Here is a 23,932-nt window from a genome sequence, read left to right as displayed (position 1 = left end):
CATCCTTGCAGATCCGGCGCACTTGATCAGCCCTGATCGAAGCCGTTCACTTTGCTGTGGCTCAGTGGTCGCAGGCCCAGGATGCCTTGGCCGTCGTCGCCTCAGCCTGCGTGCGTAGTGCACGTACCGCCTCGGCCGGGTCTTTTGCCCCGTAGACCGCCGATCCGGCCACGAAGACGTCGGCTCCGGCGTCGGCGCAGCGCTCGATGGTGGACGCCGAAACTCCGCCGTCGACCTGGAGCCAGAGCTCCAGACCGTGCTTGCTGATCAACTCGCGGGTGCGGCGAATCTTCGGAAGCATGATGTCGAGAAAGGCCTGTCCCCCGAAGCCCGGTTCCACCGTCATGATCAGCAGCATGTCGAGCTCGGGGAGCAGGTCCTCGTACGGCTCGATGGGTGTCGCGGGCTTCAGCGCCATGGAGGCGCGGGCGCCCTTGGCACGGATCTCCCGGGCGAGCCGGACCGGAGCGGCGGCCGCCTCGACATGGAAGGTGACGGAACCGGCCCCCGCTTCCACGTACTGGGGCGCCCACCGATCGGGGGCCTCGATCATCAGATGGCAGTCCAGCGGAGTGTCCGTCGCACGGGCGAGCGACTCTACGACCGGCACCCCGAGCGTGAGGTTCGGGACGAAATGGTTGTCCATGACGTCGACGTGGAGCCAGTCGGCTCCCTCCACGGCCTTCGCCTCGTCCGCGAGACGGGCGAAGTCGGCGGACAGGATGCTGGGGTTGATCTGCGCGGCCATGGCCTAAGCCTATGCGCTGCACCGGGCTTGGGCGGCGGGGGTCCCGAAAGGCTGGCTGATCCGTTCGGCTGCGGGTGGTACGGGGTTGCTCGCGCCCACGCGGCGGAGCCGCCTGTGTCACCGCCCCGCGCCCCTTACGGGGCGCATTCGCCGAGGGAGACTCCATGACCGGGAAGCAGGGCATCGGGCATCTTGTCTGCGGGCGGCGGGCCAAGTGGCTGGTGTTGGTGTTGTGGCTGGTCGTGCTGTTCGTGGCGGCGCCGTTCGCTATGAAGCTCACCGATGCGCAGGACAACGACGCGGCGTCCTGGCTGCCGGGGTCGGCGGAGTCGACGCAGGTGCTGGAGATCTCCGAGGACTTCCGGCCGGAGCAGATCCCGGCGGTCGTGATCTACGCCCGGGACGGCGGGCTGACGGCTCAGGACCGGGCGCAGATCGCCGAGGACGTGCGACAGCTCAAGCAGCTGCGGGACCACGGCATCCGGGGCGCGGAGACACGCGGGCCCGTCTACGACCGGCAGGTCGACCCGCGGGCCGCGCAGGTCCTCGTGCCGATCACGATGGACGAGCAGGGCTGGGAGCGGATCTCGCCCGCCGTCGACTCCATCAGGGACGACGTCGGCGAGGGCGGCGGCGGCTTGGCCGTGCACATCACCGGCCCGGGCGGCACCTCCGCGGACTTCGCCGAGGCCTTCGAGGGCATCGACTCGACACTGCTGTTCTCGGCGATGGTCGTCGTCATCGTCATGCTGCTCATCACCTACCGCAGCCTGACCCTGCTGGTGGTGCCGCTGATCGCGGTGGTCTGCGCGCTCTTCACCTCCCAGGCGCTGATCTACCTGCTGGCCGAGCACGCGGGCCTGACGGTCAACGGCCAGAGCGCCGGCATCCTCACGGTGCTCGTCTTCGGCGCGGGGACGGACTACGCCCTGTTGCTGGTCGCCCGCTACCGGGAGGAGTTGCGCCGGCACGAGGACCGGCACGAGGCGATGGCCCTGGCGCTGCACCGGGCCGGCCCTGCGGTGCTCGCCTCCGGCGCGACGGTCGTGCTGAGCATGCTGGTGCTGCTGGCCGCCGAGATGAACTCCACGAGCGGCCTGGGCCCGGTCGCCGCGATCGGAGTCGCCGTCGCCCTGCTGGCGATGATGAGCCTGTTCCCCGCCCTGCTGGTGATCTGCGGCCGGTGGATCTTCTGGCCGGCGATCCCGCACTACGGCAGCCCCGACCCGACCGAGAGCGGCGTCTGGGCGCGCACGGGCCGCCGTATCGCCGGGCGCCCGCGGATCACCTGGGCCGTGACGGCGCTCGCCCTGGCGATCTGCTCACTGGGCCTGATCCAGCTGCGCGCGGAGGGCATCAGCAACGCGGACGCGTTCACCGGGAAACCGGACTCGATCACCGGCCAGGAGGTGTCGGCGCGCTACTTCCCGGCGGGCAGCGGCGATCCGCTGGTCATCGTGAGCAACCGGGCGCAGGCCGAGCAGGTGGGCCGAACGGTCGCGGAGACGCAAGGCGTGGTCCCGACGTCTCTGGGACTGCCGCCGGGCACGAAACCGATCTACGAGGGCAAGGTCCTCTTCGAGGCCACCATGACCGCCCCGGCGGACAGCGAGGCCGCCAAACAGACCGTGGAGCGGGTCCGGGACGCCGTGCACGCGGTGCCGGGCGCCGACGCCCAGGTGGGCGGCGGTACGGCGGCCCTGCTCGACATGGACAAGGCGACCACGCACGACAACGTGCTGATCATTCCGCTGGTGTTGCTGGTCGTCCTGCTGATCCTCTGCGTCCTGCTGCGCGCCCTGATCGCCCCGTTGGTGCTGGTCGGCACGGTGATCCTGTCGTTCGCGGCGGCGCTCGGCCTCAGCGCGCTGGCCTTCCGGTACATCTTCGACTACGCGGGCGAGGCGACCGACTTCCCGCTGTTCGTCTTCGTCTTCCTGGTCGCCCTGGGCATCGACTACAACATCTTCCTCACCACGCGCATCCGCGAGGAGGCGGCCCGCCACGGCACCAGACGGGGTGTGGTCACGGGGCTCGCCGCCACCGGCGCGGTGATCACCTCCGCGGGCCTGGTGCTGGCCGGCACGTTCGCCGCCCTCGGCACCCTCCCGATGGTCGCCTTCGCCGAGATCGGTTTCGCGGTCGCCCTCGGCGTCCTCATCGACACGTTCATCGTGCGCTCGGTCCTGGTGACGTCCCTGTTCCTGGACATGGGACCGAAGGTGTGGTGGCCGCACCGGATGGCCAGGGAGGACGGCGGTGCGGCGAACCGGGAGAGCGTCGGAGCGGGGGTCAGCCGGTCCGACGAATGAGTGCCAGGTACATGGCGTCGGTCCCGTGCAGATGCGGCCACAACTGTACGTCGGGTCCGTCGCCGAGATCCGTTACGCCGGGCAGCAGCGGCCGCGCGTCGACGAGGTCGGTGTCCGGCATCTGCTTGAGCACGTCGGCGACCACGGCCCGGGTCTCGGCGAGGTGCGGCGAGCACGTCGCGTAGCCCACGACGCCGCCGACCCGCACCGACTCCAGGGCGGTGCGCAGCAGCCCGCGCTGCAGCGGCGCGAACCCCTCCAGGTCGTCGGGCCGGCGCCGCCAGCGTGCCTCGGGGCGGCGCCGCAGGGCGCCGAGACCGGTGCACGGCACATCGACCAGGACCCGGTCGAAGCTGCCGGGCCGCCACGCCGGACGGGTCCCGTCCGCGGCGATCACCTGATACGGCCCCGGGTTGCCGTCCAGCGCGCCCGCCACGAGCCCGGCGCGGTGCGGCTGCTTCTCGGAGGCGAGCAGCAGCGCACCCCGTTCGGCGGCGAGGGCGCCGAGCAGCGCGGCCTTGCCGCCGGGCCCCGCGCACCCGTCCAGCCACCGCCGGTCGGGGCCGTCCAACGGCGCGTTGGCGAGGGCGATCGCCACGAGCTGGCTGCCCTCGTCCTGCACACCCGCGCGCCCGTCCCGTACGGCCTCGATGGCGCCCGGCTCGCCGCCCTCGGTCAGCCGCACGGCATAGGGCGACCAGCGCCCCGGCACGGCGGCGTCCTCATCGAGCAGTTCCTCGGCGGTGGCCCGCCCGGGCCTCGCCACCAGGGTCACCTCGGGCCGCTCGTTGTCGGCTCGCAGCAACTCCTCGATACCGGCGCGTCCGCCGCCGAGGGAGTCCCACAGCGCGGAGACGACCCATCGCGGATGCGAGTGGACGACGGCGAGGTTGTCCTCGGGATCCTCGTCGTAGGGCGGCGCGACCCGCTCGAGCCAGCCGTCCAGATCGTCCTGCGCGATCTTCCGCAGCACGGCGTTGACGAACTTGGCCCGGCCGTCGCCGAGCACGACCCGCGCGAGCTCGACGGTGGCGGACACGGCCGCGTGGGTCGGGATCCGCGTCCCGAGCAACTGGTGCGCACCGAGGCTCAGCACGTCCAGCACCGGCGGGTCGACGTCCCCGAGCGGCCGGTCCACGCAGGTCGCGATGACCGCGTCGTACGTCCCCTGCCAGCGCAGCGTCCCGTACACCAGCTCGGTGGCGAGCGCCGCGTCCCGCGCGTCGAACTTCTCGGGTCCCTCGTTCTCCCGCGCTTTGCGCAGCAACGGCGGCAGGACGAGGTTGGCGTAGGCGTCCCGCTCGTCCACGGCCCTCAGCGCCTCGAAGGCGAGGATGCGGACGGGGTCCTTCTTGGGCCGGCGGTAGGGCTTGCCGGACGGGCGCGGCCGACGGGGCTGTTCGCTCACGAAAAGGTGCTCCGGGTGTGAGAAGAAGTGCGCCGTCCAGCCTACGCCGCCGGAGCGGGGGCATCAGCCCCCGAGCCGCTCCCCCTCGCCGATCCGCACGCCGCGCGCCCAGTCCGCCGCCCTCATCGGCTTCTTGCCCTGGGCCTGCACCCACAGCAGCTCGACACCGTACGAACCGGTGCCGACGTACACGTTGTTCTTCCCCGCGGAGATCTGCCCGGGAGCGAGGTCCGTCCGGTCGGGCACGGGGGCGACCTGGATGAGCTTGAGCCGCTCACCGCGGAACGTGGTCCAGGCGCCGGGAGCCGGGGTGCAGCCCCGCACCATCCGGTCGACGCGCAGCGCGGGAGCGCCCCAGTCGAGGTGGGCGTCCTCGACGTTGACCTTCGGGGCCTGGCTGATGCCGTCGGCCGGCTGCGGTACGGCCTTCAGCGTGCCGTCCTCGATCCCGTCCATGGTCGCCGCGAGCAGCCCGGCACCGGCGAAGGCGAGCCGCGTCAGCAGGTCCCCGCTGGTGTCGGTGGCCCGGATCTCCTCGGTCACCGTCCCGTACACCGGCCCCGAGTCGAGCCCTTCCTCGATGAGGAAGGTCGAAGCCCCGGTGATCTCGTCCCCGGCCATGATGGAGTGCTGCACGGGCGCGGCCCCGCGCCAGGCGGGCAGCAGGGAGAAGTGCAGATTGACCCAGCCGTGGGAGGGGACGTCGAGGGCGACGCGCGGCAGCAGCGCCCCGTACGCGACGACGGGACAGCAGTCCGGCGCGATCTCCCGCAGCCGCTCCAGGAACTCGGGGTCCTTCGGCTTCGCGGGCTTCAGCACCTCGATCCCGGCCTCCTCCGCGCGCTCGGCGACGGGCGACGCGACCAGCCTGCGCCCGCGCCCGGCCGGCGCGTCGGGCCGCGTGACGACGGCGGCCACCTCGTGCCGCCCAGAGGCGAGAAGAGCGTCCAGAGCGGGAACGGCGACCTCGGGTGTACCGGCGAAGACGAGCTTCATGGGGTGGTGGGGGCCTCTCGGGCGGGGATGAACGACGGGCAGCACACCAGTCTATGAGCCATACGACGGAAAGCCGCCGACGGCGCCCGGCCCCCATGGGAGAGCTCAACCTCTTGATCGGCTGCTACGGGCGGTGCGCGAGTGGGAGACCAGGCCGAAGGCCCAGGCGCACACCCCGCGCAAACGGGCGCACGCATATGCCCCCACGCCCCCACACCGTGACCCGCGGAGCGAATCCGCGTTGGTCAAGACAGAGTTGACCACAACGGGCCGTGATCACGGCCCATTCCTTTCAACGCCGGTTCGAGAGGCTTGTTCATGGCCGACCACGCAACCCACGACGCCCAGGCTCGGGCCAGCCTGCACTTGCTGGTGCGGGACATCGAGCGGGTCCGCCGGCAGGTGGACGCACTGCGCACACTCACCGCCCAGTTGGGCAACGTCTACCGCCCGCGCCGCTCCGGCCCCTCCACGGGCTTCGTCGTCTACGGACGCGCCCCCGCCCCGACGGTACGTCTCGCCCAGGAGCTGCGGGACAGTGTCGAGACCCTGGTCACCGCGGCAGTGGACTTCGACCGCTCACTCGGCTTCTCCTGGGACGCGGTGGGCTCCGCGCTCGGAGTCACCAAACAGGCGGTGCACCGCCGTTACGGCGCACGCCGTGCCGCGGCCACGGCCCAGTCGGCCGCGGCCGAGCCGGAGCGCACACCGGAGCCGACGGCCAGTCGCACGGTCAGTATGCCCACCGGCCTGCCCACGGTCCCGACGGTCCCCGCGGCCCGCTCCATGCCCACACAGCCGACGGCAGGCAGCCCCGCACTCCGCGACGAGGCACGGCCGACGGCGTTCCCCGGCCCGCGCAACGGCTGAACCGCGCCCCTTGCCCTGCCCTCCCGGGACGCCTTCGGGAGGGCAGCCGCACATCCGGGCGATGCCCGCCGGACCTTCCGCGGCAGCTCACCCGATGTCAGCCGGATCGATCCGCACCCAGACGCCGGCCCCGCTCGCACTCCCCCGAGCCATCCGCGCGGCCTGCGCGGCCTTGAGCGCGGCGGCCAGCGCGGCTCCCTTCCCCGGCGGCACCCGCAGCAACGCGCGCTCCCACTGCTCCCCCGGCGGCGGCGCCCCCACCCGCCGCGGTCGCCCCGCGGCCGGGACGGGCAACGGCACCGGCCCCAGCACCTCGGCCTCCGACGGCAGTTCGGCCGTACGGAGAAACTCGGCCACCGCCTCCGCCGGCCCCGACACGGCCGCCATCCGCGACACCGGCGGAAACCCCAGCTCGGCCCGCTCGGCGAGTTCCCGCACCGCGTGACCGACGGGATCCCACCGCACGAGCGCCTGGACGGGGCGCAGCGTCGGCTCGGCGACGACCACCACCGTGCCGCCGGCCGACTGTGGCCGGACGAGTGCCCCGGCCGCGATCCACCGCCGCAACGCGTCCTCCCCGGCCCTCAGGTCGGGCCGACCCAGCATGGCCCAGCCGTCCAGCAGCAGCGCCGCCGCATACCCGCCCTCGGCGACCGGCTCGGCCCCCGGCGTGCTCACCACCAGCGCGGGCGCCCCCGGGACCGTGTCGAGCACGTGTTCACGCCCCGAGGTCCGCACCGGAACCGCCGGGAAGGCGCGCCCGAGTTCCTCGGCGGTCCGCCGCGCGCCCACCACCGAGGCGCGCAGCCGGAAGGCACCGCACTCCGGGCAGTGCCAGCCGCTCTCCTCGCGGCCGCACCACCCGCAGCACAGGGCACCGCCGTCCCGTGTCTCCAGCGGCCCGGAGCAGTGCCGGCACCGCGCGGGCGCCCGGCAGTTGGCGCACGCCATGCGCGGCACATATCCCCGCCGGGGCACCTGCACCAGCACCGGGCCGTGCTTCAAGCCGTCCCTGACGGCCTGCCAGGCGAGGGTCGGCAGCCGGGCGGCCCGGGCGGCCTCGTCCCGGGCGAGGTCCCCGTCCCCCACGGTGCGCACGAGCGGAGCGGCTCCCCGCACCTGCTCCCGCGCGGCGACGAGCGGCCGGGCCCACCCGCTCTCCACGAGCTGTGCGGCCTCCACCGTGCAGCCCCAGCTGCCCAGCAGGAAGCCGCACTTGTCCTGGGCCGCCCGCAGCAGGAGCACCTCCCGCGCATGGGGCTGCGGAGCGTGCTGCTCGCTGTGGCTGTCGTCCCCGTCGTCCCAGAGGGCCACGAGCCCGAGGTCCTGGACCGGCGCGAACATCGCGGCCCGCGTCCCGATCACGGCCCGTACGGAACCGCGCCGCACCGCGAGCCACTGCGCGTACCGCTTCTCGGGACCCGCGTCGGCGGTGAGCACCGCGTGCCGCCCCTCCCCCAGCAGGGCGGTCAGTGCGGCGTCGGCCCGCGCGACGGCCCGTCCGTCGGGCAGGACGACGAGCGCCCCGCGCCCGGAGGCCAGGGTCGCCGCGACGGCCCGGGCCAGTTCCTCGCTCCACTGCGGCCCCGGCAGGGCGTTCCACACGGCCCGTGGCGCGCCGCCGGACGCCAGGGACTCCACGAAGGCCGCTCCCCGCTCGTACCGCTGCCAGGATCCCGGCTCGGGAGCCGGGGGCGGCGGCAGGGGGGCGGGCGAGGCCCGCTGCTCGGCGCGCGCGTTACGCGGTGGCACCGCGAGTTGCAGGACGTCCGCGAGGCTGCCCGCGTACCGGTCGGCGACCGCCCGGGCCAGCCCCAGCAGTTCCTCGCTCAGCACCCGCTCGGGCGACACGACCTGGGCGAGGGCGGCCAGCGGCCCGGAGTACTCGGACTCGGCCAGTCGCTCGACGAGGAACCCGTCGATCAGCCCGCCGCCCTCACGCCGTCCGTCCCGCACCCGGTGCCGCCCGGCCCCGAACCGCACCCGCACCCGCACGCCCGGCTGGGCCTCGGCGTCCAGTTCCTCGGGCACCGCGTAGTCGAAGTACCGGTCGAGATGGAGCACGCCCTTGTCGACGAGGACGCGCGCGACGGGCAGCTCCTTGGCGAGCGCGGCCCCCCGCCAGGTCCGCGGCTTGGCCCGGGGCGTGTTGGCCTTCCGCACGCTCTCCCGGATGAGCGCGAGCTGCTCGGGCGGCGCACTCTGCGCACCGCCGTCCGCCTGTCCGTTCTCGCTGCTCACGCTTGCATTCTTACCAAACACCACTGACAACCGGCGGCCCCGGCGAGGCCCCTGGGGGGGGCACGACGAGGCCCGGCCCCCCGAAGGGTGCCGGGCCTCGCTCGGTGCCGTAAGGGCGTCGGACCTACAGGCCCGCCGCCTTGCGCAGCGCGTCCACACGGTCCGCCTGCTCCCACGTGAACTCGGGAAGCTCACGGCCGAAGTGGCCGTACGCCGCGGTCTGGGCGTAGATCGGGCGGAGCAGGTCGAGGTCGCGGATGATGGCGGCCGGACGGAGGTCGAAGACCTCGTCGATCGCCTTCTCGATCTTCTCGGCGTCGATCTTGGCGGTGCCGAAGGTCTCGACGAACAGGCCCACCGGCTCGGCCTTGCCGATCGCGTACGCCACCTGGACCTCGCAGCGGGTGGCGAGACCCGCGGCGACGACGTTCTTGGCGACCCAGCGCATCGCGTACGCCGCGGAGCGGTCGACCTTGGACGGGTCCTTGCCGGAGAAGGCACCGCCGCCGTGGCGGGCCATGCCGCCGTAGGTGTCGATGATGATCTTGCGGCCGGTCAGGCCGGCGTCGCCCATCGGGCCGCCGATCTCGAAGCGGCCGGTGGGGTTGACCAGGAGACGGTAGTTCTCCGTGTCGAGCTTGATGCCCTCGTCGAGCAGCGCCTTCAGCTCCGGCTCGACGACGAACTCCTTGATGTCCGGAGCCAGCAGCGAGTCCAGGTCGATGTCGGAGGCGTGCTGGGAGGAGACCACGACGGTGTCCAGGCGGACCGCCTTGTCGCCGTCGTACTCGATGGTGACCTGGGTCTTGCCGTCCGGGCGCAGGTAGGGGATGGTGCCGTTCTTGCGCACCTCGGACAGGCGATTCGACAGGCGGTGGGCCAGGAAGATCGGCAGCGGCATGAGCGTCGGGGTCTCGTCCGTCGCGTAGCCGAACATCAGGCCCTGGTCGCCCGCGCCCTGCTTGTCGAGCTCGTCCTCGTCGCCCTCGACACGGGACTCGTACGCCGTGTCGACACCCTGGGCGATGTCCGGGGACTGTGCGCCGATCGACACCGAGACGCCGCAGGAGGCGCCGTCGAAGCCCTTCTTCGAGGAGTCGTAGCCGATTTCGAGGATCTTGTTCCGGACCAGCGTCGCGATGTCCGCGTACGTCTTGGTCGTGACCTCGCCGGCCACGTGCACCAGGCCGGTCGTGATCAGGGTCTCGACGGCGACGCGAGAAGTCGGGTCCTCGCGGAGCAACGCGTCGAGAATGGTGTCGCTGATCTGGTCAGCGATCTTGTCAGGGTGACCCTCGGTCACGGACTCCGAGGTGAACAGGCGACGGGACACAACGCTCCCTGGGGTTGCAGCGGCTGCTGTCTGATCATTGGCGGACGGCGAGGGCTGCACCTCGCGCCGTCCGTGGAACAGTTTACGGGTCACGCTTCGGCCACGGCCCCCCTGTCTCGCCACTCGGGAGTGCTGTGACCTGCGGCACGGGCATTCTGCCCAATCGCGAGCGGCGTTGGCCAGAGGCGCCACGCCCCGATCGGCCGGGTTTCGCCGAGGCGCAGGGCGACTGAAACATCAGCCGAGGCGCCCGGCCACCAGGTCCCACACGGTTTCGGCCAGGGCTTCCTTGGGTCCGTACGGCACCGCGGTCTCGCTGCCGTCGGCGCCGAGCACGACGGCTTCGTTCTCCTCGGAACCGAAGGTCTTGCGCTCCCCGACCTCGTTCACCACCAGCAGATCGCAGCCCTTGCGCTTCAGTTTGGCGCGGCCGTTGGCGAGCACGTCGTCCGTCTCCGCGGCGAAGCCGACGATCACCTGTCCGGGGCGAACCCGGTCGGTGGAGATCTCCGCGAGGATGTCCGGATTCCGCACCAGGGCGATCGGCTCCGGCTCCTGGTCGTCCTTCTTCTTGATCTTCCCGGCCGCGTAGGCCACCGGACGGAAGTCCGCCACCGCCGCCGCCATGACCACGGCGTCGGCGTCGGCGGCGGCTGTCAGCACCGCCTCGCGCAGGTGCGCGGCCGTGCCGACGGGGACGACGTCCACCCCGGCCGGGTCCGGCAGGGTGCTGTTGGCCGCGATCAGCGTGACGCGGGCGCCGCGGGCGGCAGCGGTGCGGGCGAGGGCGTAGCCCTGCTTGCCGGAGGAGCGGTTGCCCAGGAACCGGACCGGGTCCAGGGGCTCGCGGGTGCCGCCCGCGCTCACCACCACATGCCGGCCCTTGAGATCCGGCTCGGCCACGCCCCGGGCCAGCACCCGGCGGCACACCTCGAAGATCTCGCCCGGGTCGGGCAGCCGGCCCTTGCCGGTGTCGACGCCGGTGAGACGGCCCACGGCCGGCTCGATGACGAGGGCACCGCGGCGGCGCAGCGTCGCCACGTTCTCCTGGGTGGCCGGGTGCTCCCACATCTCCGTGTGCATGGCGGGGGCGAAGACGACCGGGCAGCGGGCGGTGAGCAGGGTGTTGGTCAGGAGGTCGCCGGCGAGGCCGTGGGCCGCCTTGGCGAGCATGTCGGCCGTGGCCGGGGCGACGACGACCAGGTCGGCCTGCTGTCCGATGCGGACGTGCGGGACCTCGTGCACGTCGTCCCACACCTCCGTGGAGACCGGGTGCCCGGAGAGCGCGGACCAGGTGGCGGCGCCGACGAAGTGCAGCGCGGAGGCCGTGGGCACCACGCGCACGTCATGGCCCGACTCCGTCAGCCGCCGCAGCAGCTCACAGGCCTTGTACGCGGCGATGCCGCCACTGACCCCCAGAACGACCTTCGGCTTGTCCACCGGTTCTCCCCGGACCTCGGCAACGGGCACAACGTACGACTCCATGACACACCACAGGCCCGGCAGTCGACCTGCCGGGCCTGTGGAAAAGTCAGCGTCAAGCTGGAAATACTACTTACTGCGCCGGGCCCTCGACGGCCTCGGACGTGAGCAGCCCCGCGTTGATCTCGCGGAGGGCGATCGAGAGCGGCTTCTCGTGGACGTGGGTGTCGACGAGGGGACCGACGTACTCGAGGAGGCCCTCGCCGAGCTGCGAGTAGTACGCGTTGATCTGGCGGGCCCGCTTGGCCGCGTAGATCACGAGGCTGTACTTCGAGTCGGTGGCCTCGAGGAGCTCGTCGATCGGCGGGTTGATGATGCCCTCGGGCGCGGAGATGGAAGAGGACACGCTCTACCTTCCGATGGGTGGGAAAGAGTCTGTCGGGGTGATCAGCGAGGATCGGATCGATCAGCGATGGTCACACCACGTCCATCAAGGCTAGCAGCTCGCGAGCCACGTCCTCGACGGAGGTGTTGACCAGGGTGGTGTCGAACTCCGGCTCGGCGGCGAGTTCGATCTTCGCCGCCTCGAGCCGGCGCTCGATCACCTCGGGCGGTTCGGTACCCCGCCCGGTGAGTCTGCGCACCAGCTCCTCCCAGGAGGGAGGAGCCAGGAACACCAGCTGGGCCTCGGGCATCGACTCCCGGACCAGACGGGCACCCTGCAGATCGATCTCGAGGAGGACCGGCTCACCGGCCTCCAGGCGCTCCTGCACGGCCGCACGCGGCGTGCCGTAGCGGTTGCCGGCGAACTCGGCCCACTCCAGCAGTTCGCCGTTGGCGATCAGCTTGTCCATCTCGTCGTCGGTGACGAAGAAGTAGTGGACTCCGTGCTTCTCGCCGGGGCGGGGCTTGCGGGTCGTCGCCGACACGGAGAGCCAGACCTCGGGATGTTCCTTGCGCATATGGGCGACGACCGTGCTCTTGCCGACCCCGGAGGGGCCGGAGAGCACGGTCAGCCGCGGACGTACGTCCGGGGGTACGGGGGACGTCCCCCGGGGTGTTGCAGCCATGCAGCGATTATCCAGCAATCCCGGAGTGCCCGGGACTCGCTTCCCCGGAGTGCCCGGTTCAGGAACCGGTGCTGCCGAACTCGCGCTCCAGGGAGGCGATCTGGTTGGACCCGAGGCCGCGCACACGACGGCTCTCGGAGATGCCGAGTCGCTCCATGATCTGCTTGGCGCGGACCTTGCCCACGCCCGGCAGGGACTCAAGAAGAGCGGAGACCTTCATCTTGCCGATGACGTCGTTCTCCTGGCCCTGCTTGATGACCTCGTGAAGGGAGGCGCCGGAGTGCTTGAGTCGATTCTTGACCTCGGCCCGCTCCCGGCGAGCCGCGGCGGCCTTTTCGAGCGCGGCTGCGCGCTGTTCAGGGGTAAGGGGCGGAAGAGCCACGCCTACGTCACCTCGGATGTCGAACTGTCGGATACGGACCGGTGAGGAACCTAGTCGCCCCACACCTGGGGAGCCACGAGCAACACGCTTGCCCGTTGACTCTCGTCGGAGACTAGCGGGCAAGTCCGCCAGAGTCAGCGAGAACAGCGGAAAAGTCCTGGTCAGCCTTCATCTGAACAGACATTTAGGACATACTGCCCCGGATTTGAGGATGTATTCAGACTCAAGCCCGTCCCCGGCCACTCGTCGGAGGACTCACAAGAAGGTCAGGAAGTGGTCAGGAGGAGGTCACAGCGTGACGGATCTCCTCCGCGAAGCGTTCCGCGGCGTCACGCAGCGCGACCGCGTCGGGACCGTGGCGTAGCACTCCCCGGCTGACGTTCGGCACGACATTGCGCACCGCCGCCCCGAAGACCCCCGGAAGATCGGCCGGCGTCGCCCCCTGGGCGCCGATGCCGGGCGCGAGGAGCGGGCCGTTGATGTCCAGGTCGTACGACGACAGGTCACCGAGGGTGGCGCCGACGACCGCGCCGAAGGACCCCAGGGGCTCCTCCCCCGCGTTCTCGGCGGACAGGTGCGCGAGCATCGTCGCTCCGACGTTCCGGCCGTCGGACCGTACGGCGTGCTGGACCTCGCCGCCCTCCGGGTTGGAGGTCAGCGCCAGCACGAACAGTCCGGCCCCGCTCTCCCGGGCCAGTGCGACGGCCGGGCTGAGCGAGCCGTAGCCGAGGTAGGGCGAGACGGTCAGCGCGTCGGAGAACAGCGGCGCGTCCTTGTGCAGGAACGACTCGGCGTACGCGGCCATGGTCGAGCCGATGTCGCCGCGCTTGGCGTCCGTCACGACCAGGGCGCCCGCCGCCCGGGCCTCGGCCACCGACGTCTCCAGGACGGCCAGTCCGCGCGAGCCGAACCGCTCGAAGAACGCGCTCTGCGGCTTGAGCACCGCGACCCGGTCGGCCAAGGCCTCGACGACCGTGCGGCTGAACCGCTCCAGCCCTGCCACGTCGTCGTTCAGGCCCCACTCGGCGAGCAGGGAGGCGTGCGGGTCGATGCCGACACAGAGCGGGCCGCGCTCGTCCATGGCCCGGCGCAGACGCGCGCCGAAGGGTTCGAGACCACTCATGCCGTCTTCCTCACGTCGGCGCCCACCGCGTCGGCGAGCGTGGCGTACGGGCTGGTGCGCAGGCGCGCGGCGAGCCCCTTGTGGAGGTCGCGGGCGTAGAAGGGCCCCTCGTAGATGAAGGCGCTGTAGCCCTGGACCAGCGTGGCACCGGCCAGGATGCGCTGCCAGGCGTCCTCGGCGTTCTCGACGCCTCCCACGCCCACCAGGGTGATCCGGTCGCCCACGCGCGCGTAGAGGCGGCGCAAGACCTCCAGGGAGCGTTCCTTGAGGGGCGCCCCGGACAGGCCGCCGGTCTCCTTGACCAGGGCGGGGTCGGACCTCAGGCCGAGTCCTTCGCGCGCGATGGTGGTGTTGGTGGCGATGATCCCGTCCAGGCCGAGTTCCACGGCGAGGTCGGCGACGGCGTCGATGTCCTCGTCGGCGAGGTCCGGCGCGATCTTGACCAGGAGCGGGACACGCCGTGCGGACACCGCGCCGTCGGCGGCCTCGCGGACGGCGCTCAGCAGGGGGCGCAGCGCCTCCGTGGCCTGCAGATTGCGCAGACCGGGCGTGTTCGGGGAGGAGACGTTGACCACGAGGTAGTCGGCGTACGGCGCCAGCCGCTCGGCGGACTTCACGTAGTCCGCGACGGCCTCCTCCTCGGGTACGACCTTGGTCTTGCCGATGTTGACGCCGACGACGGTCCTGAAGACCGGCGTACGGGAGGCCAGACGGGCGGCGACGCGCAGCGAGCCGTCGTTGTTGAAGCCCATGCGGTTGATCAGCGCCCGGTCCTTGACCAGCCGGAACAGCCGCTGCTTGGGATTGCCGGGCTGCGGCTCGCCGGTCACCGTGCCGATCTCGACGTGGTCGAAGCCGAGCATCGCCATGCCGTCGATACCCACGGCGTTCTTGTCGAAGCCCGCCGCGAGCCCGAAGGGGCCGTGCATGCGCAGCCCGAAGGCCTCCGTGCGCAGCTCCTTGTGGCGGGGCGCGAGGGCGGCCGCGAGGAAGGTGCGCAGCACGGGGACGCGGGCGGCCAGGCGGATCCAGCGGAAGGCGAGGTGGTGCGCCTGCTCCGGGTCCAGCCGCTTGAAGACGAGACTGAAGAAGATCTTGTACATGATGTCCTCACGAAGACGTGGCGTCCTCACGAAGAGGGGGACACCGTTTCCGGTGTCCCCCTCGGGGCTGCTAGTCGCGGGCCGCGGTCAGATGTTCCGCGTGTTCCTGGAGCGAGCGGACGCTCACGTCGCCGCGGTTGAGGGCGTCGATGCCCTGGACCGCCGCCGCGAGCGCCTGGACCGTCGTCAGGCACGGCACGGACCGTGCCACGGCCGCCGTACGGATGTCGTAGCCGTCGAGGCGGCCGCCCGTGCCGTACGGGGTGTTGACGATGAGGTCGACCTCGCCGTCGTGGATGAGCTGGACGATGGTCTTCTCGCCGTTCGGGCCGGTGCCCTCGGACTGCTTGCGCACGACGGTGGCGTTGATGCCGTTGCGCTTGAGCACCTCGGCCGTGCCGGACGTGGCCATCAGCTCGAAGCCGTGGGCGACCAGCTCGCGCGCCGGGAAGATCATCGAGCGCTTGTCGCGGTTGGCGACCGAGATGAAGGCGCGGCCCTTGGTGGGCAGCGGGCCGTAGGCGCCCGCCTGCGACTTGGCGTACGCCGTGCCGAAGACGGAGTCGATGCCCATGACCTCGCCCGTGGAGCGCATCTCCGGGCCGAGGACCGTGTCGACGCCGCGCCCGTGGATGTCGCGGAAGCGCGACCACGGCATGACCGCCTCCTTGACGGAGATCGGCGCGTCGAGCGGGAGCTCGCCGCCGTCGCCGGTGGCCGGGAGCAGGCCCTCGGCGCGCAGCTCGGCGATCGTGGCGCCCAGCGAGATCCGGGCGGCGGCCTTGGCCAGCGGCACCGCCGTCGCCTTCGAGGTGAAGGGGACGGTCCGGGAGGCGCGCGGGTTGGCCTCCAGGACGTAGAGGATGTCGCCCGCCAGCGCGAACTGGATGTTGATCAGGCCGCGGACGCCGACGCCCTTCGCGATGCCCTCCGTGGAGGCGCGCAGGCGCTTGACGTCGAAGCCGCCGAGCGTGATCGGGGGCAGGGCGCACGCCGAGTCGCCGGAGTGGATGCCGGCCTCCTCGATGTGCTCCATGACGCCGCCGAGGTAGAGCTCCTGGCCGTCGTAGAGCGCGTCGACGTCGATCTCGATCGCGTCGTCGAGGAAGCGGTCGACCAGGACCGGCCGGGACGGGCTGATCTCGGTCGACTCGGCGATGTACGCCTCCAGGCGCGTCTCGTCGTAGACGATCTCCATGCCGCGCCCGCCCAGGACGTACGACGGGCGGACCAGGACCGGGTAGCCGATCTCGTCGGCGATGGACTTGGCCTCGGCGAAGGTGGTGGCGGTTCCGTGCTTGGGGGCCGGGAGGCCGGCCTCCTGGAGGACCCGTCCGAAGGCGCCCCGGTCCTCGGCGGCGTGGATGGCCTCCGGGGAGGTGCCGACGATCGGCACGCCGTTGTCCTTGAGCGCCTGCGACAGGCCCAGCGGGGTCTGGCCGCCGAGCTGGACGACGACACCCGCGACGGGTCCGGCCTGCTGCTCGGCGTGGACGATCTCCAGCACGTCCTCGAGCGTCAGCGGCTCGAAGTACAGGCGGTCGGAGGTGTCGTAGTCCGTGGAGACGGTCTCCGGGTTGCAGTTGACCATCACCGTCTCGTAGCCCGCGTCGCTCAGCGCGAAGGAGGCGTGGACGCAGGAGTAGTCGAACTCGATGCCCTGGCCGATGCGGTTCGGGCCGGAGCCCAGGATGATGACGGCCGGCTTCTCGCGGGGCGCGACCTCGCTCTCTTCGTCGTAGGAGGAGTAGAAGTACGGCGTCTTCGCGGCGAACTCGGCGGCGCAGGTGTCGACCGTCTTGTAGACCGGGCGGATGCCCAGCGCGTGCCGCACCTCGCGGACGACGTCCTCGCGCAGGCCGCGGATCTCACCGATCTGCGTGTCGGAGAAGCCGTGCCGCTTGGCCTCGGCGAGCAGGTCGGCGGTCAGCTCGGGCGCCTCGGCCAGCTCGTCGGCGATCTCCTTGATGAGGAAGAGCTGGTCGACGAACCACGGGTCGATCTTCGTGTACTCGAAGACCTCCTCGGGCGTGGCGCCCGCGCGGATGGCCTGCATGACGGTGTTGATGCGGCCGTCGGTGGGGCGGACGGCCTCCTCCAGGAGGAGAGCCTTGTCGCCGGGCTCGCCGACGAAGGTGAACTGGCTGCCCTTCTTCTCCAGCGAGCGCAGGGCCTTCTGGAAGGCCTCGGTGAAGTTGCGGCCGATGGCCATGGCCTCGCCGACCGACTTCATGGTGGTGGTGAGGGTGGCGTCCGCGCTCGGGAACTTCTCGAAGGCGAACCGCGGGGCCTTCACGACCACGTAGTCGAGCGTCGGCTCGAAGGAGGCCGGGGTCTCCTGCGTGATGTCGTTCGGGATCTCGTCCAGCGTGTAGCCGACGGCGAGCTTGGCCGCGATCTTGGCGATCGGGAAGCCGGTCGCCTTGGAGGCGAGCGCCGAGGAACGCGACACGCGCGGGTTCATCTCGATGACGATCACCCGGCCGTCCTCGGGGTTCACCGCGAACTGGATGTTGCAGCCGCCGGTGTCGACGCCGACCTCGCGGATGACGGCGATGCCGATGTCGCGCAGGGTCTGGTACTCGCGGTCGGTCAGCGTCATCGCGGGCGCGACCGTGATCGAGTCGCCGGTGTGCACGCCCATGGGGTCGAAGTTCTCGATGGAGCAGACCACCACGACGTTGTCGTGCTTGTCGCGCATCAGCTCCAGCTCGTACTCCTTCCAGCCGAGGATGGACTCCTCCAGGAGCACCTCGGTGGTCGGCGAGAGCGTGAGGCCCTGCCCGGCGATGCGGCGCAGCTCCTCCTCGTCGTGGGCGAAGCCGGAGCCGGCGCCGCCCATGGTGAAGGAGGGGCGGACGACGACCGGGTAGCCGCCGAGCGTCTCGACGCCGGCGAGGACGTCCTCCATCGAGTGGCAGATGACCGAGCGGGCGGACTCGCCGTGCCCGATCTTCGCACGGACGGCCTCGACGACCTCCTTGAAGAGGTCGCGGTCCTCGCCCTTGTTGATCGCCTCGACATTGGCGCCGATGAGCTCGACGCCGTACTTGTCGAGGGTCCCCGCCTCGTGCAGCGAGATGGCCGTGTTGAGGGCCGTCTGGCCGCCCAGGGTGGGCAGCAGGGCGTCCGGGCGCTCCTTGGCGATGATCTTCTCGACGAACTCGGGGGTGATCGGCTCGACGTACGTGGCGTCGGCGATCTCCGGGTCGGTCATGATCGTCGCCGGGTTGGAGTTCACCAGGACGACCCTCAGGCCCTCGGCGCGCAGGATGCGGCACGCCTGGGTGCCGGAGTAGTCGAATTCGGCGGCCTGGCCGATGACGATCGGGCCGGAGCCGATGACCAGGACGGACTGGATATCGGTGCGCTTAGGCACGCTGGCCCTCCATCAGGGATACGAAGCGGTCGAACAGGTAGGCGGCGTCGTGCGGGCCGGCTGCCGCTTCGGGGTGGTACTGGACGCTGAAGGCGGGGCGGTCGAGAAGCCGCAGCCCCTCCACCACGTTGTCGTTCAGGCAGACGTGCGACACCTCGGCGCGGCCGAACGGGGTCTCGGAGACCTGGTCGAGCGGTGCGTCGACGGCGAAGCCGTGGTTGTGCGCGGTGACCTCGACCTTGCCGGTCGTACGGTCCTGCACCGGCTGGTTGATGCCGCGGTGGCCGTACTTCAGCTTGAAGGTGCCGAAGCCGAGCGCGCGGCCCAGGATCTGGTTGCCGAAGCAGATGCCGAAGAGCGGGGTGCCGCGCTCCAGGACGCCCCGCATGACGGAGACGGGGTGGTCGGCGGTGGCCGGGTCACCCGGGCCGTTGGAGAAGAACACGCCGTCCGGGTCGACCGCGTAGACGTCCTCGACGGTCGCGGTGGCGGGGAGCACGTGCACCTCTATGCCGCGCTCGGCCATGCGGTGCGGGGTCATGCCCTTGATACCGAGGTCGACGGCCGCGACGGTGAACTTCTTCTCACCGATCGCGGGCACGATGTACGGCTCGGTGGTGGCGACCTCGGCGGAGAGGTTCGCGCCCTTCATCTGGGGGGCTTCCTGGACGCGGGCCAGCAGCGTGCCGTCCTCCCGCACCGCCTCCCCGCTGAAGATGCCGACGCGCATGGCGCCACGCTCGCGCAGATGGCGGGTGAGGGCGCGGGTGTCGATGCCGGAGATGCCGACGACGCCCTGCTTCGCCAGCTCCTCGTCCAGCGAGCGCCGGGAGCGCCAGTTGGACGGCACGCGCGCGGGGTCGCGCACGACGTATCCGGAGACCCAGATCTTCTTCGACTCGGGGTCCTCGTCGTTCACGCCGGTGTTGCCGACGTGCGGCGCGGTCATCACCACGACCTGGCGGTGGTACGAGGGGTCGGTCAGGGTCTCCTGGTAGCCGGTCATGCCGGTGGAGAACACCGCTTCGCCGAAGGTCTCCCCCACGGCCCCGTAAGCACGGCCGCGAAAGATCCGGCCGTCCTCCAGGACGAGTACGGCGGGAGTTTTGACGGCTCCCCTGGTGGAGGTGGTCATCGTTCGGCGCCTTCCCTGGTGTTCGTTTCGATCATGGAGTTGATGGCTTCGACCCACTCGTTGTGCTCGGCCGCGTGGTCGGAGCGGAACCCGGAGTCGATCAGCCGGTCGCCGTGCGCCCAGGTGACGATCAGCAGGCCGCCCTCGGTGAGGACCTTGCCGGCGATGCCCTTGTCGAGCCGGGCCTCACGCAGCTGTGCGGCCGGGACGAAGAAGTCGCTCGCCCCTGGGCGTACGACGTCGAGCCCGGCGTCCGTGAGGGTGAGCTCGGCGCGGCTGCGGGTACCCAGGCCCTGGGCCACGATGCGGTCGAGCCACTGACCGGCCGTGGTGGAGCCGTGGTAGCGGCCGCTCATGGCCAGCTTCCCGGGGCCCGGGTCGTCCGGGGTGACGGGCAGCTCGGGCAGGTCGCCCTGGAGGGTGCCGCGCCACTTCCAGCCCTCGCGCATCAGCCAGTAGACGAGCGCGACGAACAGGGCGAGGCCGACGACCCAGCCGATGCGGGCGGCCCAGTCGGTCACTTGCGCCGATTCCTTCTCGGCGGCCAGCAGGAATACAGGTGTCACGTGAGCTTCCCGTCGACGAGCGTGGCCTTGCCCCGCAGCCACGTGTGCGTCACACGGCCCGGCAGCTCGCGCCCCTCGTAGGGGGTGTTGCGGCTGCGCGAGGCGAAGCCCGCGGGTTCCACGAGCCCACGGTATGCCGTGTCGACCAGGGTGAGGTTGGCGGGCTCACCTGCCGAGACGGGACGTCCGTGGCCCGTGGCCTGTCCGATCTGCGCGGGCTTGACGGACATCCGGTCGGCGACGCCGGCCCAGTCCAGCAGACCCGTGTCGACCATGGTCTCCTGCACCACTGACAACGCGGTCTCCAGGCCGACCATGCCCATGGCGGCCGCGGCCCACTCGCAGTCCTTGTCCTCGTGCGGGTGCGGGGCGTGGTCGGTGGCGACGATGTCGATCGTGCCGTCGGCGAGCGCCTCGCGCAGGGCCAGCACGTCGCGCTCGGTGCGCAGCGGCGGGTTGACCTTGTAGACCGGGTTGTAGGAGCGGACCAGCTCGTCGGTGAGGAGAAGGTGGTGCGGGGTGACCTCGGCGGTGACGGCGATGCCGCGGGACTTGGCCCAGCGGACGATCTCGACGGACCCGGCGGTCGACAGGTGGCAGATGTGGACGCGGGAGCCGACGTGGTCCGCGAGCAGGACATCCCGGGCGATGATCGATTCTTCGGCCACCGCGGGCCAGCCCCCGAGCCCCAGCTCGGCGGAGACGATGCCCTCGTTCATCTCGGCGCCCTCGGTCAGCCGCGGCTCCTGCGCGTGCTGCGCGACGACACCGCCGAAGGCCTTCACGTACTCCAGGGCGCGGCGCATGATCACGGCGTCGTGGACGCACTTGCCGTCGTCGGAGAAGACGGTGACGCCGGCGGCCGACTCGTGCATGGCGCCCAGCTCGGCGAGCTTCCTGCCCTCCAGGCCGACGGTGACGGCACCGATGGGCTGGACGTCGCAGTAGCCGTGCTCCTTGCCGAGCCGCCAGACCTGCTCGACGACACCGGCGGTGTCGGCGACGGGGAAGGTGTTGGCCATGGCGAACACGGTGGTGTAGCCGCCGCTGGCCGCCGCCCGCGTGCCGGTCAGGACGGTCTCGGAGTCCTCACGGCCGGGCTCGCGCAGGTGGGTGTGCAGATCGACCAGGCCCGGCAGCAGCACCTTGCCGTCGGCCTCGACGATCTCGGCACCTTCGGCGGACAGCCCGCTGCCGACCTCGGCGATCGTCCCGCCGTCGATCAGCACGTCCTGCGGCTCGCCGCCCAGCACCTTCGCACCACGGATCAGGATCTTGCTCATGGGTCTTACTTCTCCTCGGTACGGGACTGGGTGACGGCGGGTTCGTTGCCACCGAGCAGCAGGTACAGGACGGCCATCCGGATGGACACTCCGTTTGCGACCTGCTCGACGACGGTGCAGCGGTCGGAGTCGGCGACCTCGGCGGTGATCTCCATGCCGCGGACCATCGGGCCGGGGTGCATCACGACGGCGTGCTCGGGCATCCGCGCCATGCGGTCGCCGTCGAGGCCGTAGCGCCGGGAGTACTCGCGCTCGGTCGGGAAGAAGGCGGCGTTCATGCGCTCGCGCTGTACTCGCAGCATCATCACCGCGTCGGACTTGGGCAGCGTGCTGTCGAGGTCGTACGACACCTCGCAGGGCCAGGTCTCGATGCCGACGGGCACCAGGGTCGGCGGGGCGACGAGGGTGACCTCGGCGCCGAGGGTGTGCAGCAGGTCGACGTTGGAGCGGGCGACCCGGCTGTGCAGGATGTCGCCGACGATCGTGATGCGCTTGCCCTCGAGGTCCCGGCCGAGTCCGGCGTCCGTGCCGACCAGGCGGCGGCGCATGGTGAAGGCGTCCAGCAGGGCCTGCGTGGGGTGCTGGTGGGTGCCGTCGCCGGCGTTGACGACGGCCGCGTCGATCCAGCCGGAGTTCGCCAGCCGGTACGGGGCTCCGGAGGCGCCGTGCCGGATGACCACGGCGTCGACGCCCATGGCCTCAAGGGTCTGGGCGGTGTCCTTCAGGGACTCGCCCTTGGAGACGCTGGAGCCCTTGGCGGAGAAGTTGATGACGTCCGCCGACAGCCGTTTCTCGGCGGCCTCGAAGGAGATCCGGGTCCGGGTGGAGTCCTCGAAGAAGAGGTTGACGATCGTGCGGCCGCGCAGGGTCGGCAGCTTTTTGATCGGCCGGTCGGCGACCCGGGCCATCTCCTCGGCGGTGTCGAGGATCAGGACGGCGTCGTCGCGGGTGAGGTCGGCGGCCGAGATGAGATGACGCTGCATCTGTCAGGCTCCGTAAGGCAGTTCAGGAGAATTCGGGCAGACGGGCGCGCCCGAGGGCGCACTGAGCCGGCGTACGACAGCGGCGTACGCCTGAGGCGCTACTGGGAGGTCTGCTTGGCACCGAGCAGCACGGTGTCGCGACCGTCCTCCTCGGCGAGCTGGACCTTGACCGTCTCCCGCAACGACGTGGGGAGGTTCTTGCCGACGTAGTCGGCGCGGATGGGCAGTTCGCGGTGACCGCGGTCGACGAGGACGGCGAGCTGCACCGCGCGCGGGCGCCCGATGTCGTTCAGCGCGTCGAGGGCGGCCCGGATGGTGCGGCCGGAGAAGAGCACGTCGTCGACGAGGACGACCAGCTTGCCGTCGATGCCGTCACCGGGGATCTCGGTGCGGGCCAGCGCACGCGGCGGGTGCATGCGCAGGTCGTCGCGGTACATGGTGATGTCGAGCGAGCCGCACGGAACCTTGCGCTCGGTGATCTGCTCGAGCTTGTCGGCGAGCCGCCGGGCGAGGAAGACGCCCCGGGTCGGAATGCCGAGGAGCACCACGTCGTCGGCGCCCTTGGCGCGCTCGACGATCTCATGGGCGATGCGGGTCAGCACCCGCGCGATGTCGGGCCCTTCGAGAACGGGCCGGGCATCGGACTGCGTGTCGTGCGTGTCCATACGAAACGGACCTCCTTCTCCGCCTCACGGGACGGACCTTAAAGGACGTCGGGATTGCGCCATACACGGTAGCAGGTCCCCGCGATCACTCCGACAGCCCTCCCGGATCACCCGTTCGGCCTAACCGAGTGCTGATACCACGGAAGAGTCGGTGCGGACCATTCGGCTTGACGCGGCAGAGTAACGCTGCGTAACCTCACAGTGAGTTACCAGCCGCGCGGCCCGGCAACACAGCTGACCGCGTCGACACAGTGCCGGGGAGCTATATGTCCAGCGAATACGCCAAACAGCTCGGGGCCAAGCTCCGGGCGATCCGCACCCAGCAGGGCCTTTCCCTCCACGGTGTCGAGGAGAAGTCCCAGGGACGCTGGAAGGCGGTCGTGGTCGGTTCGTACGAGCGCGGCGACCGCGCCGTGACCGTACAGCGCCTCGCCGAGCTGGCGGACTTCTACGGCGTCCCCGTGCAGGAGCTGCTTCCGGGCACCACCCCGGGCGGCGCCGCCGAGCCGCCGCCGAAGCTGGTCCTGGACCTGGAGCGGCTGGCCACGGTGCCGGCCGAGAAGGCGGGCCCCCTGCAGCGCTACGCGGCCACGATCCAGTCGCAGCGCGGTGACTACAACGGCAAGGTGCTCTCGATCCGCCAGGACGACCTGCGCACACTCGCCGTCATTTACGACCAGTCGCCGTCCGTCCTCACCGAGCAGCTGATCAGCTGGGGTGTCCTGGACGCGGACGCGCGCCGCGCGGTCGCCTCCCACGAGGAGGCCTGAGCCCTCAGGGGCCAGCGCAGAAACGTGCCGCCGGGGGGGGGGGGGGGGGACGGGGTTTTGGTGCGCTCGCTTAGCTTTTTTTTTGGGCGTGTCTCCCCCGCCTCTGGGCAGACCGAAAGACCGGGCAGGCCTAGTTTTACGCG

General features: G+C 71.2%; 20 protein-coding genes. 3 read left to right on the top strand and 17 right to left on the bottom strand.

The genetic code is table 11. From position 1 onward, the window contains the following. Positions 1 to 61: 61 nt before the first annotated feature. Positions 62 to 748 carry a ribulose-phosphate 3-epimerase gene (gene rpe / locus ACZ58V_RS37795; protein ID WP_189726416.1) on the bottom strand — a complete coding sequence of 229 codons (687 nt, stop codon included), beginning with the start codon at positions 746 to 748 and terminating at the stop codon, positions 62 to 64. A gap of 164 nt (positions 749 to 912) precedes the next feature. Here rpe and ACZ58V_RS37790 point away from each other — a divergent pair, with 164 nt between their 5' ends. Then, positions 913 to 3,060 carry an MMPL family transporter gene (locus ACZ58V_RS37790; protein ID WP_468198988.1) on the top strand — a complete coding sequence of 716 codons (2,148 nt, stop codon included), beginning with the start codon at positions 913 to 915 and terminating at the stop codon, positions 3,058 to 3,060. On the opposite strand, the gene ACZ58V_RS37785 is transcribed toward ACZ58V_RS37790, so the two are convergent. Then, positions 3,041 to 4,468 carry an RsmB/NOP family class I SAM-dependent RNA methyltransferase gene (locus ACZ58V_RS37785; RefSeq protein WP_468198990.1) on the bottom strand — a complete coding sequence of 476 codons (1,428 nt, stop codon included), beginning with the start codon at positions 4,466 to 4,468 and terminating at the stop codon, positions 3,041 to 3,043. The two genes, ACZ58V_RS37790 and ACZ58V_RS37785, sit on opposite strands and share 20 nt — an antisense overlap. A gap of 63 nt (positions 4,469 to 4,531) precedes the next feature. Beyond that, positions 4,532 to 5,464 carry a methionyl-tRNA formyltransferase gene (gene fmt, locus ACZ58V_RS37780; protein WP_468198992.1) on the bottom strand — a complete coding sequence of 311 codons (933 nt, stop codon included), beginning with the start codon at positions 5,462 to 5,464 and terminating at the stop codon, positions 4,532 to 4,534. A 318-nt stretch (positions 5,465 to 5,782) separates the two neighbouring features. On the opposite strand from fmt, the gene ACZ58V_RS37775 reads away from it, so the two are divergent. Continuing rightward, positions 5,783 to 6,334 carry a hypothetical protein gene (locus ACZ58V_RS37775; protein ID WP_193480188.1) on the top strand — a complete coding sequence of 184 codons (552 nt, stop codon included), beginning with the start codon at positions 5,783 to 5,785 and terminating at the stop codon, positions 6,332 to 6,334. A gap of 87 nt (positions 6,335 to 6,421) precedes the next feature. Here the strand turns inward: ACZ58V_RS37775 and ACZ58V_RS37770 are convergent, their stop codons facing one another. The 14 genes from ACZ58V_RS37770 to pyrR all read right to left on the bottom strand — a co-directional run bounded on the left by ACZ58V_RS37770 (position 6,422) and on the right by pyrR (position 23,019). Beyond that, a complete protein-coding gene (locus ACZ58V_RS37770) occupies positions 6,422 to 8,575 on the bottom strand; it encodes a primosomal protein N' (protein ID WP_471295761.1) in 2,154 nt (717 codons plus the stop codon). Between the two features lie 124 nt (positions 8,576 to 8,699). Next, the gene (metK, locus tag ACZ58V_RS37765) at positions 8,700 to 9,908 is read right to left on the bottom strand and encodes a methionine adenosyltransferase (protein ID WP_468198997.1); all 1,209 of its coding nucleotides are present in this window, start codon (positions 9,906 to 9,908) and stop codon (positions 8,700 to 8,702) included. Positions 9,909 to 10,145: 237 nt separating this feature from the next. Next, the gene (gene coaBC, locus ACZ58V_RS37760; RefSeq protein WP_471295847.1) at positions 10,146 to 11,348 is read right to left on the bottom strand and encodes a bifunctional phosphopantothenoylcysteine decarboxylase/phosphopantothenate--cysteine ligase CoaBC; all 1,203 of its coding nucleotides are present in this window, start codon (positions 11,346 to 11,348) and stop codon (positions 10,146 to 10,148) included. Positions 11,349 to 11,463: 115 nt separating this feature from the next. Then, complete coding sequence (gene rpoZ / locus ACZ58V_RS37755) at positions 11,464 to 11,736, bottom strand: DNA-directed RNA polymerase subunit omega (protein WP_003988945.1); 273 nt, start codon at positions 11,734 to 11,736, stop codon at positions 11,464 to 11,466. A gap of 70 nt (positions 11,737 to 11,806) precedes the next feature. After that, on the bottom strand, positions 11,807 to 12,400 hold the full coding sequence (gene gmk, locus ACZ58V_RS37750) for a guanylate kinase (protein ID WP_382841061.1): 594 nt from the start codon (positions 12,398 to 12,400) through the stop codon (positions 11,807 to 11,809). 58 nt (positions 12,401 to 12,458) lie between these two features. Then, entirely contained in the window at positions 12,459 to 12,782 is a 324-nt protein-coding gene (locus tag ACZ58V_RS37745; protein ID WP_003977346.1) for an integration host factor, read from the bottom strand. A gap of 277 nt (positions 12,783 to 13,059) precedes the next feature. After that, a complete protein-coding gene (gene pyrF / locus ACZ58V_RS37740; protein WP_468199001.1) occupies positions 13,060 to 13,905 on the bottom strand; it encodes an orotidine-5'-phosphate decarboxylase in 846 nt (281 codons plus the stop codon). Continuing rightward, positions 13,902 to 15,008 carry a quinone-dependent dihydroorotate dehydrogenase gene (locus ACZ58V_RS37735; protein ID WP_468199003.1) on the bottom strand — a complete coding sequence of 369 codons (1,107 nt, stop codon included), beginning with the start codon at positions 15,006 to 15,008 and terminating at the stop codon, positions 13,902 to 13,904. The genes pyrF and ACZ58V_RS37735 overlap by 4 nt, the downstream gene beginning before the upstream one ends. A 70-nt stretch (positions 15,009 to 15,078) precedes the next feature. Continuing rightward, positions 15,079 to 18,387, bottom strand: coding sequence for a carbamoyl-phosphate synthase large subunit (gene carB, locus ACZ58V_RS37730; protein ID WP_468199005.1), 3,309 nt, complete (start codon positions 18,385 to 18,387; stop codon positions 15,079 to 15,081). Continuing rightward, positions 18,380 to 19,522, bottom strand: a complete 1,143-nt coding sequence (gene carA / locus ACZ58V_RS37725) for a glutamine-hydrolyzing carbamoyl-phosphate synthase small subunit (RefSeq protein WP_471295755.1) — start codon at positions 19,520 to 19,522, stop codon at positions 18,380 to 18,382. Before carA ends, carB begins: the two co-directional genes overlap by 8 nt. Next, positions 19,519 to 20,088, bottom strand: coding sequence for a PH-like domain-containing protein (locus tag ACZ58V_RS37720; RefSeq protein WP_468199009.1), 570 nt, complete (start codon positions 20,086 to 20,088; stop codon positions 19,519 to 19,521). Before ACZ58V_RS37720 ends, carA begins: the two co-directional genes overlap by 4 nt. After that, the gene (locus ACZ58V_RS37715) at positions 20,085 to 21,371 is read right to left on the bottom strand and encodes a dihydroorotase (protein ID WP_468199011.1); all 1,287 of its coding nucleotides are present in this window, start codon (positions 21,369 to 21,371) and stop codon (positions 20,085 to 20,087) included. Before ACZ58V_RS37715 ends, ACZ58V_RS37720 begins: the two co-directional genes overlap by 4 nt. 5 nt (positions 21,372 to 21,376) lie before the next feature. After that, a complete protein-coding gene (locus ACZ58V_RS37710) occupies positions 21,377 to 22,354 on the bottom strand; it encodes an aspartate carbamoyltransferase catalytic subunit (protein WP_184597182.1) in 978 nt (325 codons plus the stop codon). A 98-nt stretch (positions 22,355 to 22,452) separates the two neighbouring features. Beyond that, entirely contained in the window at positions 22,453 to 23,019 is a 567-nt protein-coding gene (gene pyrR / locus ACZ58V_RS37705) for a bifunctional pyr operon transcriptional regulator/uracil phosphoribosyltransferase PyrR (protein ID WP_184597184.1), read from the bottom strand. A 266-nt stretch (positions 23,020 to 23,285) separates the two neighbouring features. On the opposite strand from pyrR, the gene bldD reads away from it, so the two are divergent. Next, positions 23,286 to 23,789, top strand: coding sequence for a transcriptional regulator BldD (gene bldD, locus ACZ58V_RS37700; RefSeq protein ID WP_018570201.1), 504 nt, complete (start codon positions 23,286 to 23,288; stop codon positions 23,787 to 23,789). The last annotated feature ends 143 nt before the right edge of the window (positions 23,790 to 23,932 follow it).

Source organism: Streptomyces sp. NPDC040589 (assembly GCF_055594445.1).
This window is presented reverse-complemented; position numbering and strand designations above follow the sequence as displayed.

Bases quoted from the DNA above. Each gene is read 5' to 3' on its own strand.
- ACZ58V_RS37710 (WP_184597182.1), bottom strand. From the start codon at position 22,354: ATGCAGCGTCATCTCATCTCGGCCGCCGACCTCACCCGCGACGACGCC.
- ACZ58V_RS37715 (WP_468199011.1), bottom strand. From the start codon at position 21,371: ATGAGCAAGATCCTGATCCGTGGTGCGAAGGTGCTGGGCGGCGAGCCG.
- pyrF (WP_468199001.1), bottom strand. From the start codon at position 13,905: ATGAGTGGTCTCGAACCCTTCGGCGCGCGTCTGCGCCGGGCCATGGAC.
- carA (WP_471295755.1), bottom strand. From the start codon at position 19,522: ATGACCACCTCCACCAGGGGAGCCGTCAAAACTCCCGCCGTACTCGTC.
- ACZ58V_RS37735 (WP_468199003.1), bottom strand. From the start codon at position 15,008: ATGTACAAGATCTTCTTCAGTCTCGTCTTCAAGCGGCTGGACCCGGAG.
- rpe (WP_189726416.1), bottom strand. From the start codon at position 748: ATGGCCGCGCAGATCAACCCCAGCATCCTGTCCGCCGACTTCGCCCGT.
- ACZ58V_RS37775 (WP_193480188.1), top strand. From the start codon at position 5,783: ATGGCCGACCACGCAACCCACGACGCCCAGGCTCGGGCCAGCCTGCAC.
- bldD (WP_018570201.1), top strand. From the start codon at position 23,286: ATGTCCAGCGAATACGCCAAACAGCTCGGGGCCAAGCTCCGGGCGATC.
- ACZ58V_RS37790 (WP_468198988.1), top strand. From the start codon at position 913: ATGACCGGGAAGCAGGGCATCGGGCATCTTGTCTGCGGGCGGCGGGCC.
- pyrR (WP_184597184.1), bottom strand. From the start codon at position 23,019: ATGGACACGCACGACACGCAGTCCGATGCCCGGCCCGTTCTCGAAGGG.
- fmt (WP_468198992.1), bottom strand. From the start codon at position 5,464: ATGAAGCTCGTCTTCGCCGGTACACCCGAGGTCGCCGTTCCCGCTCTG.
- gmk (WP_382841061.1), bottom strand. From the start codon at position 12,400: ATGGCTGCAACACCCCGGGGGACGTCCCCCGTACCCCCGGACGTACGT.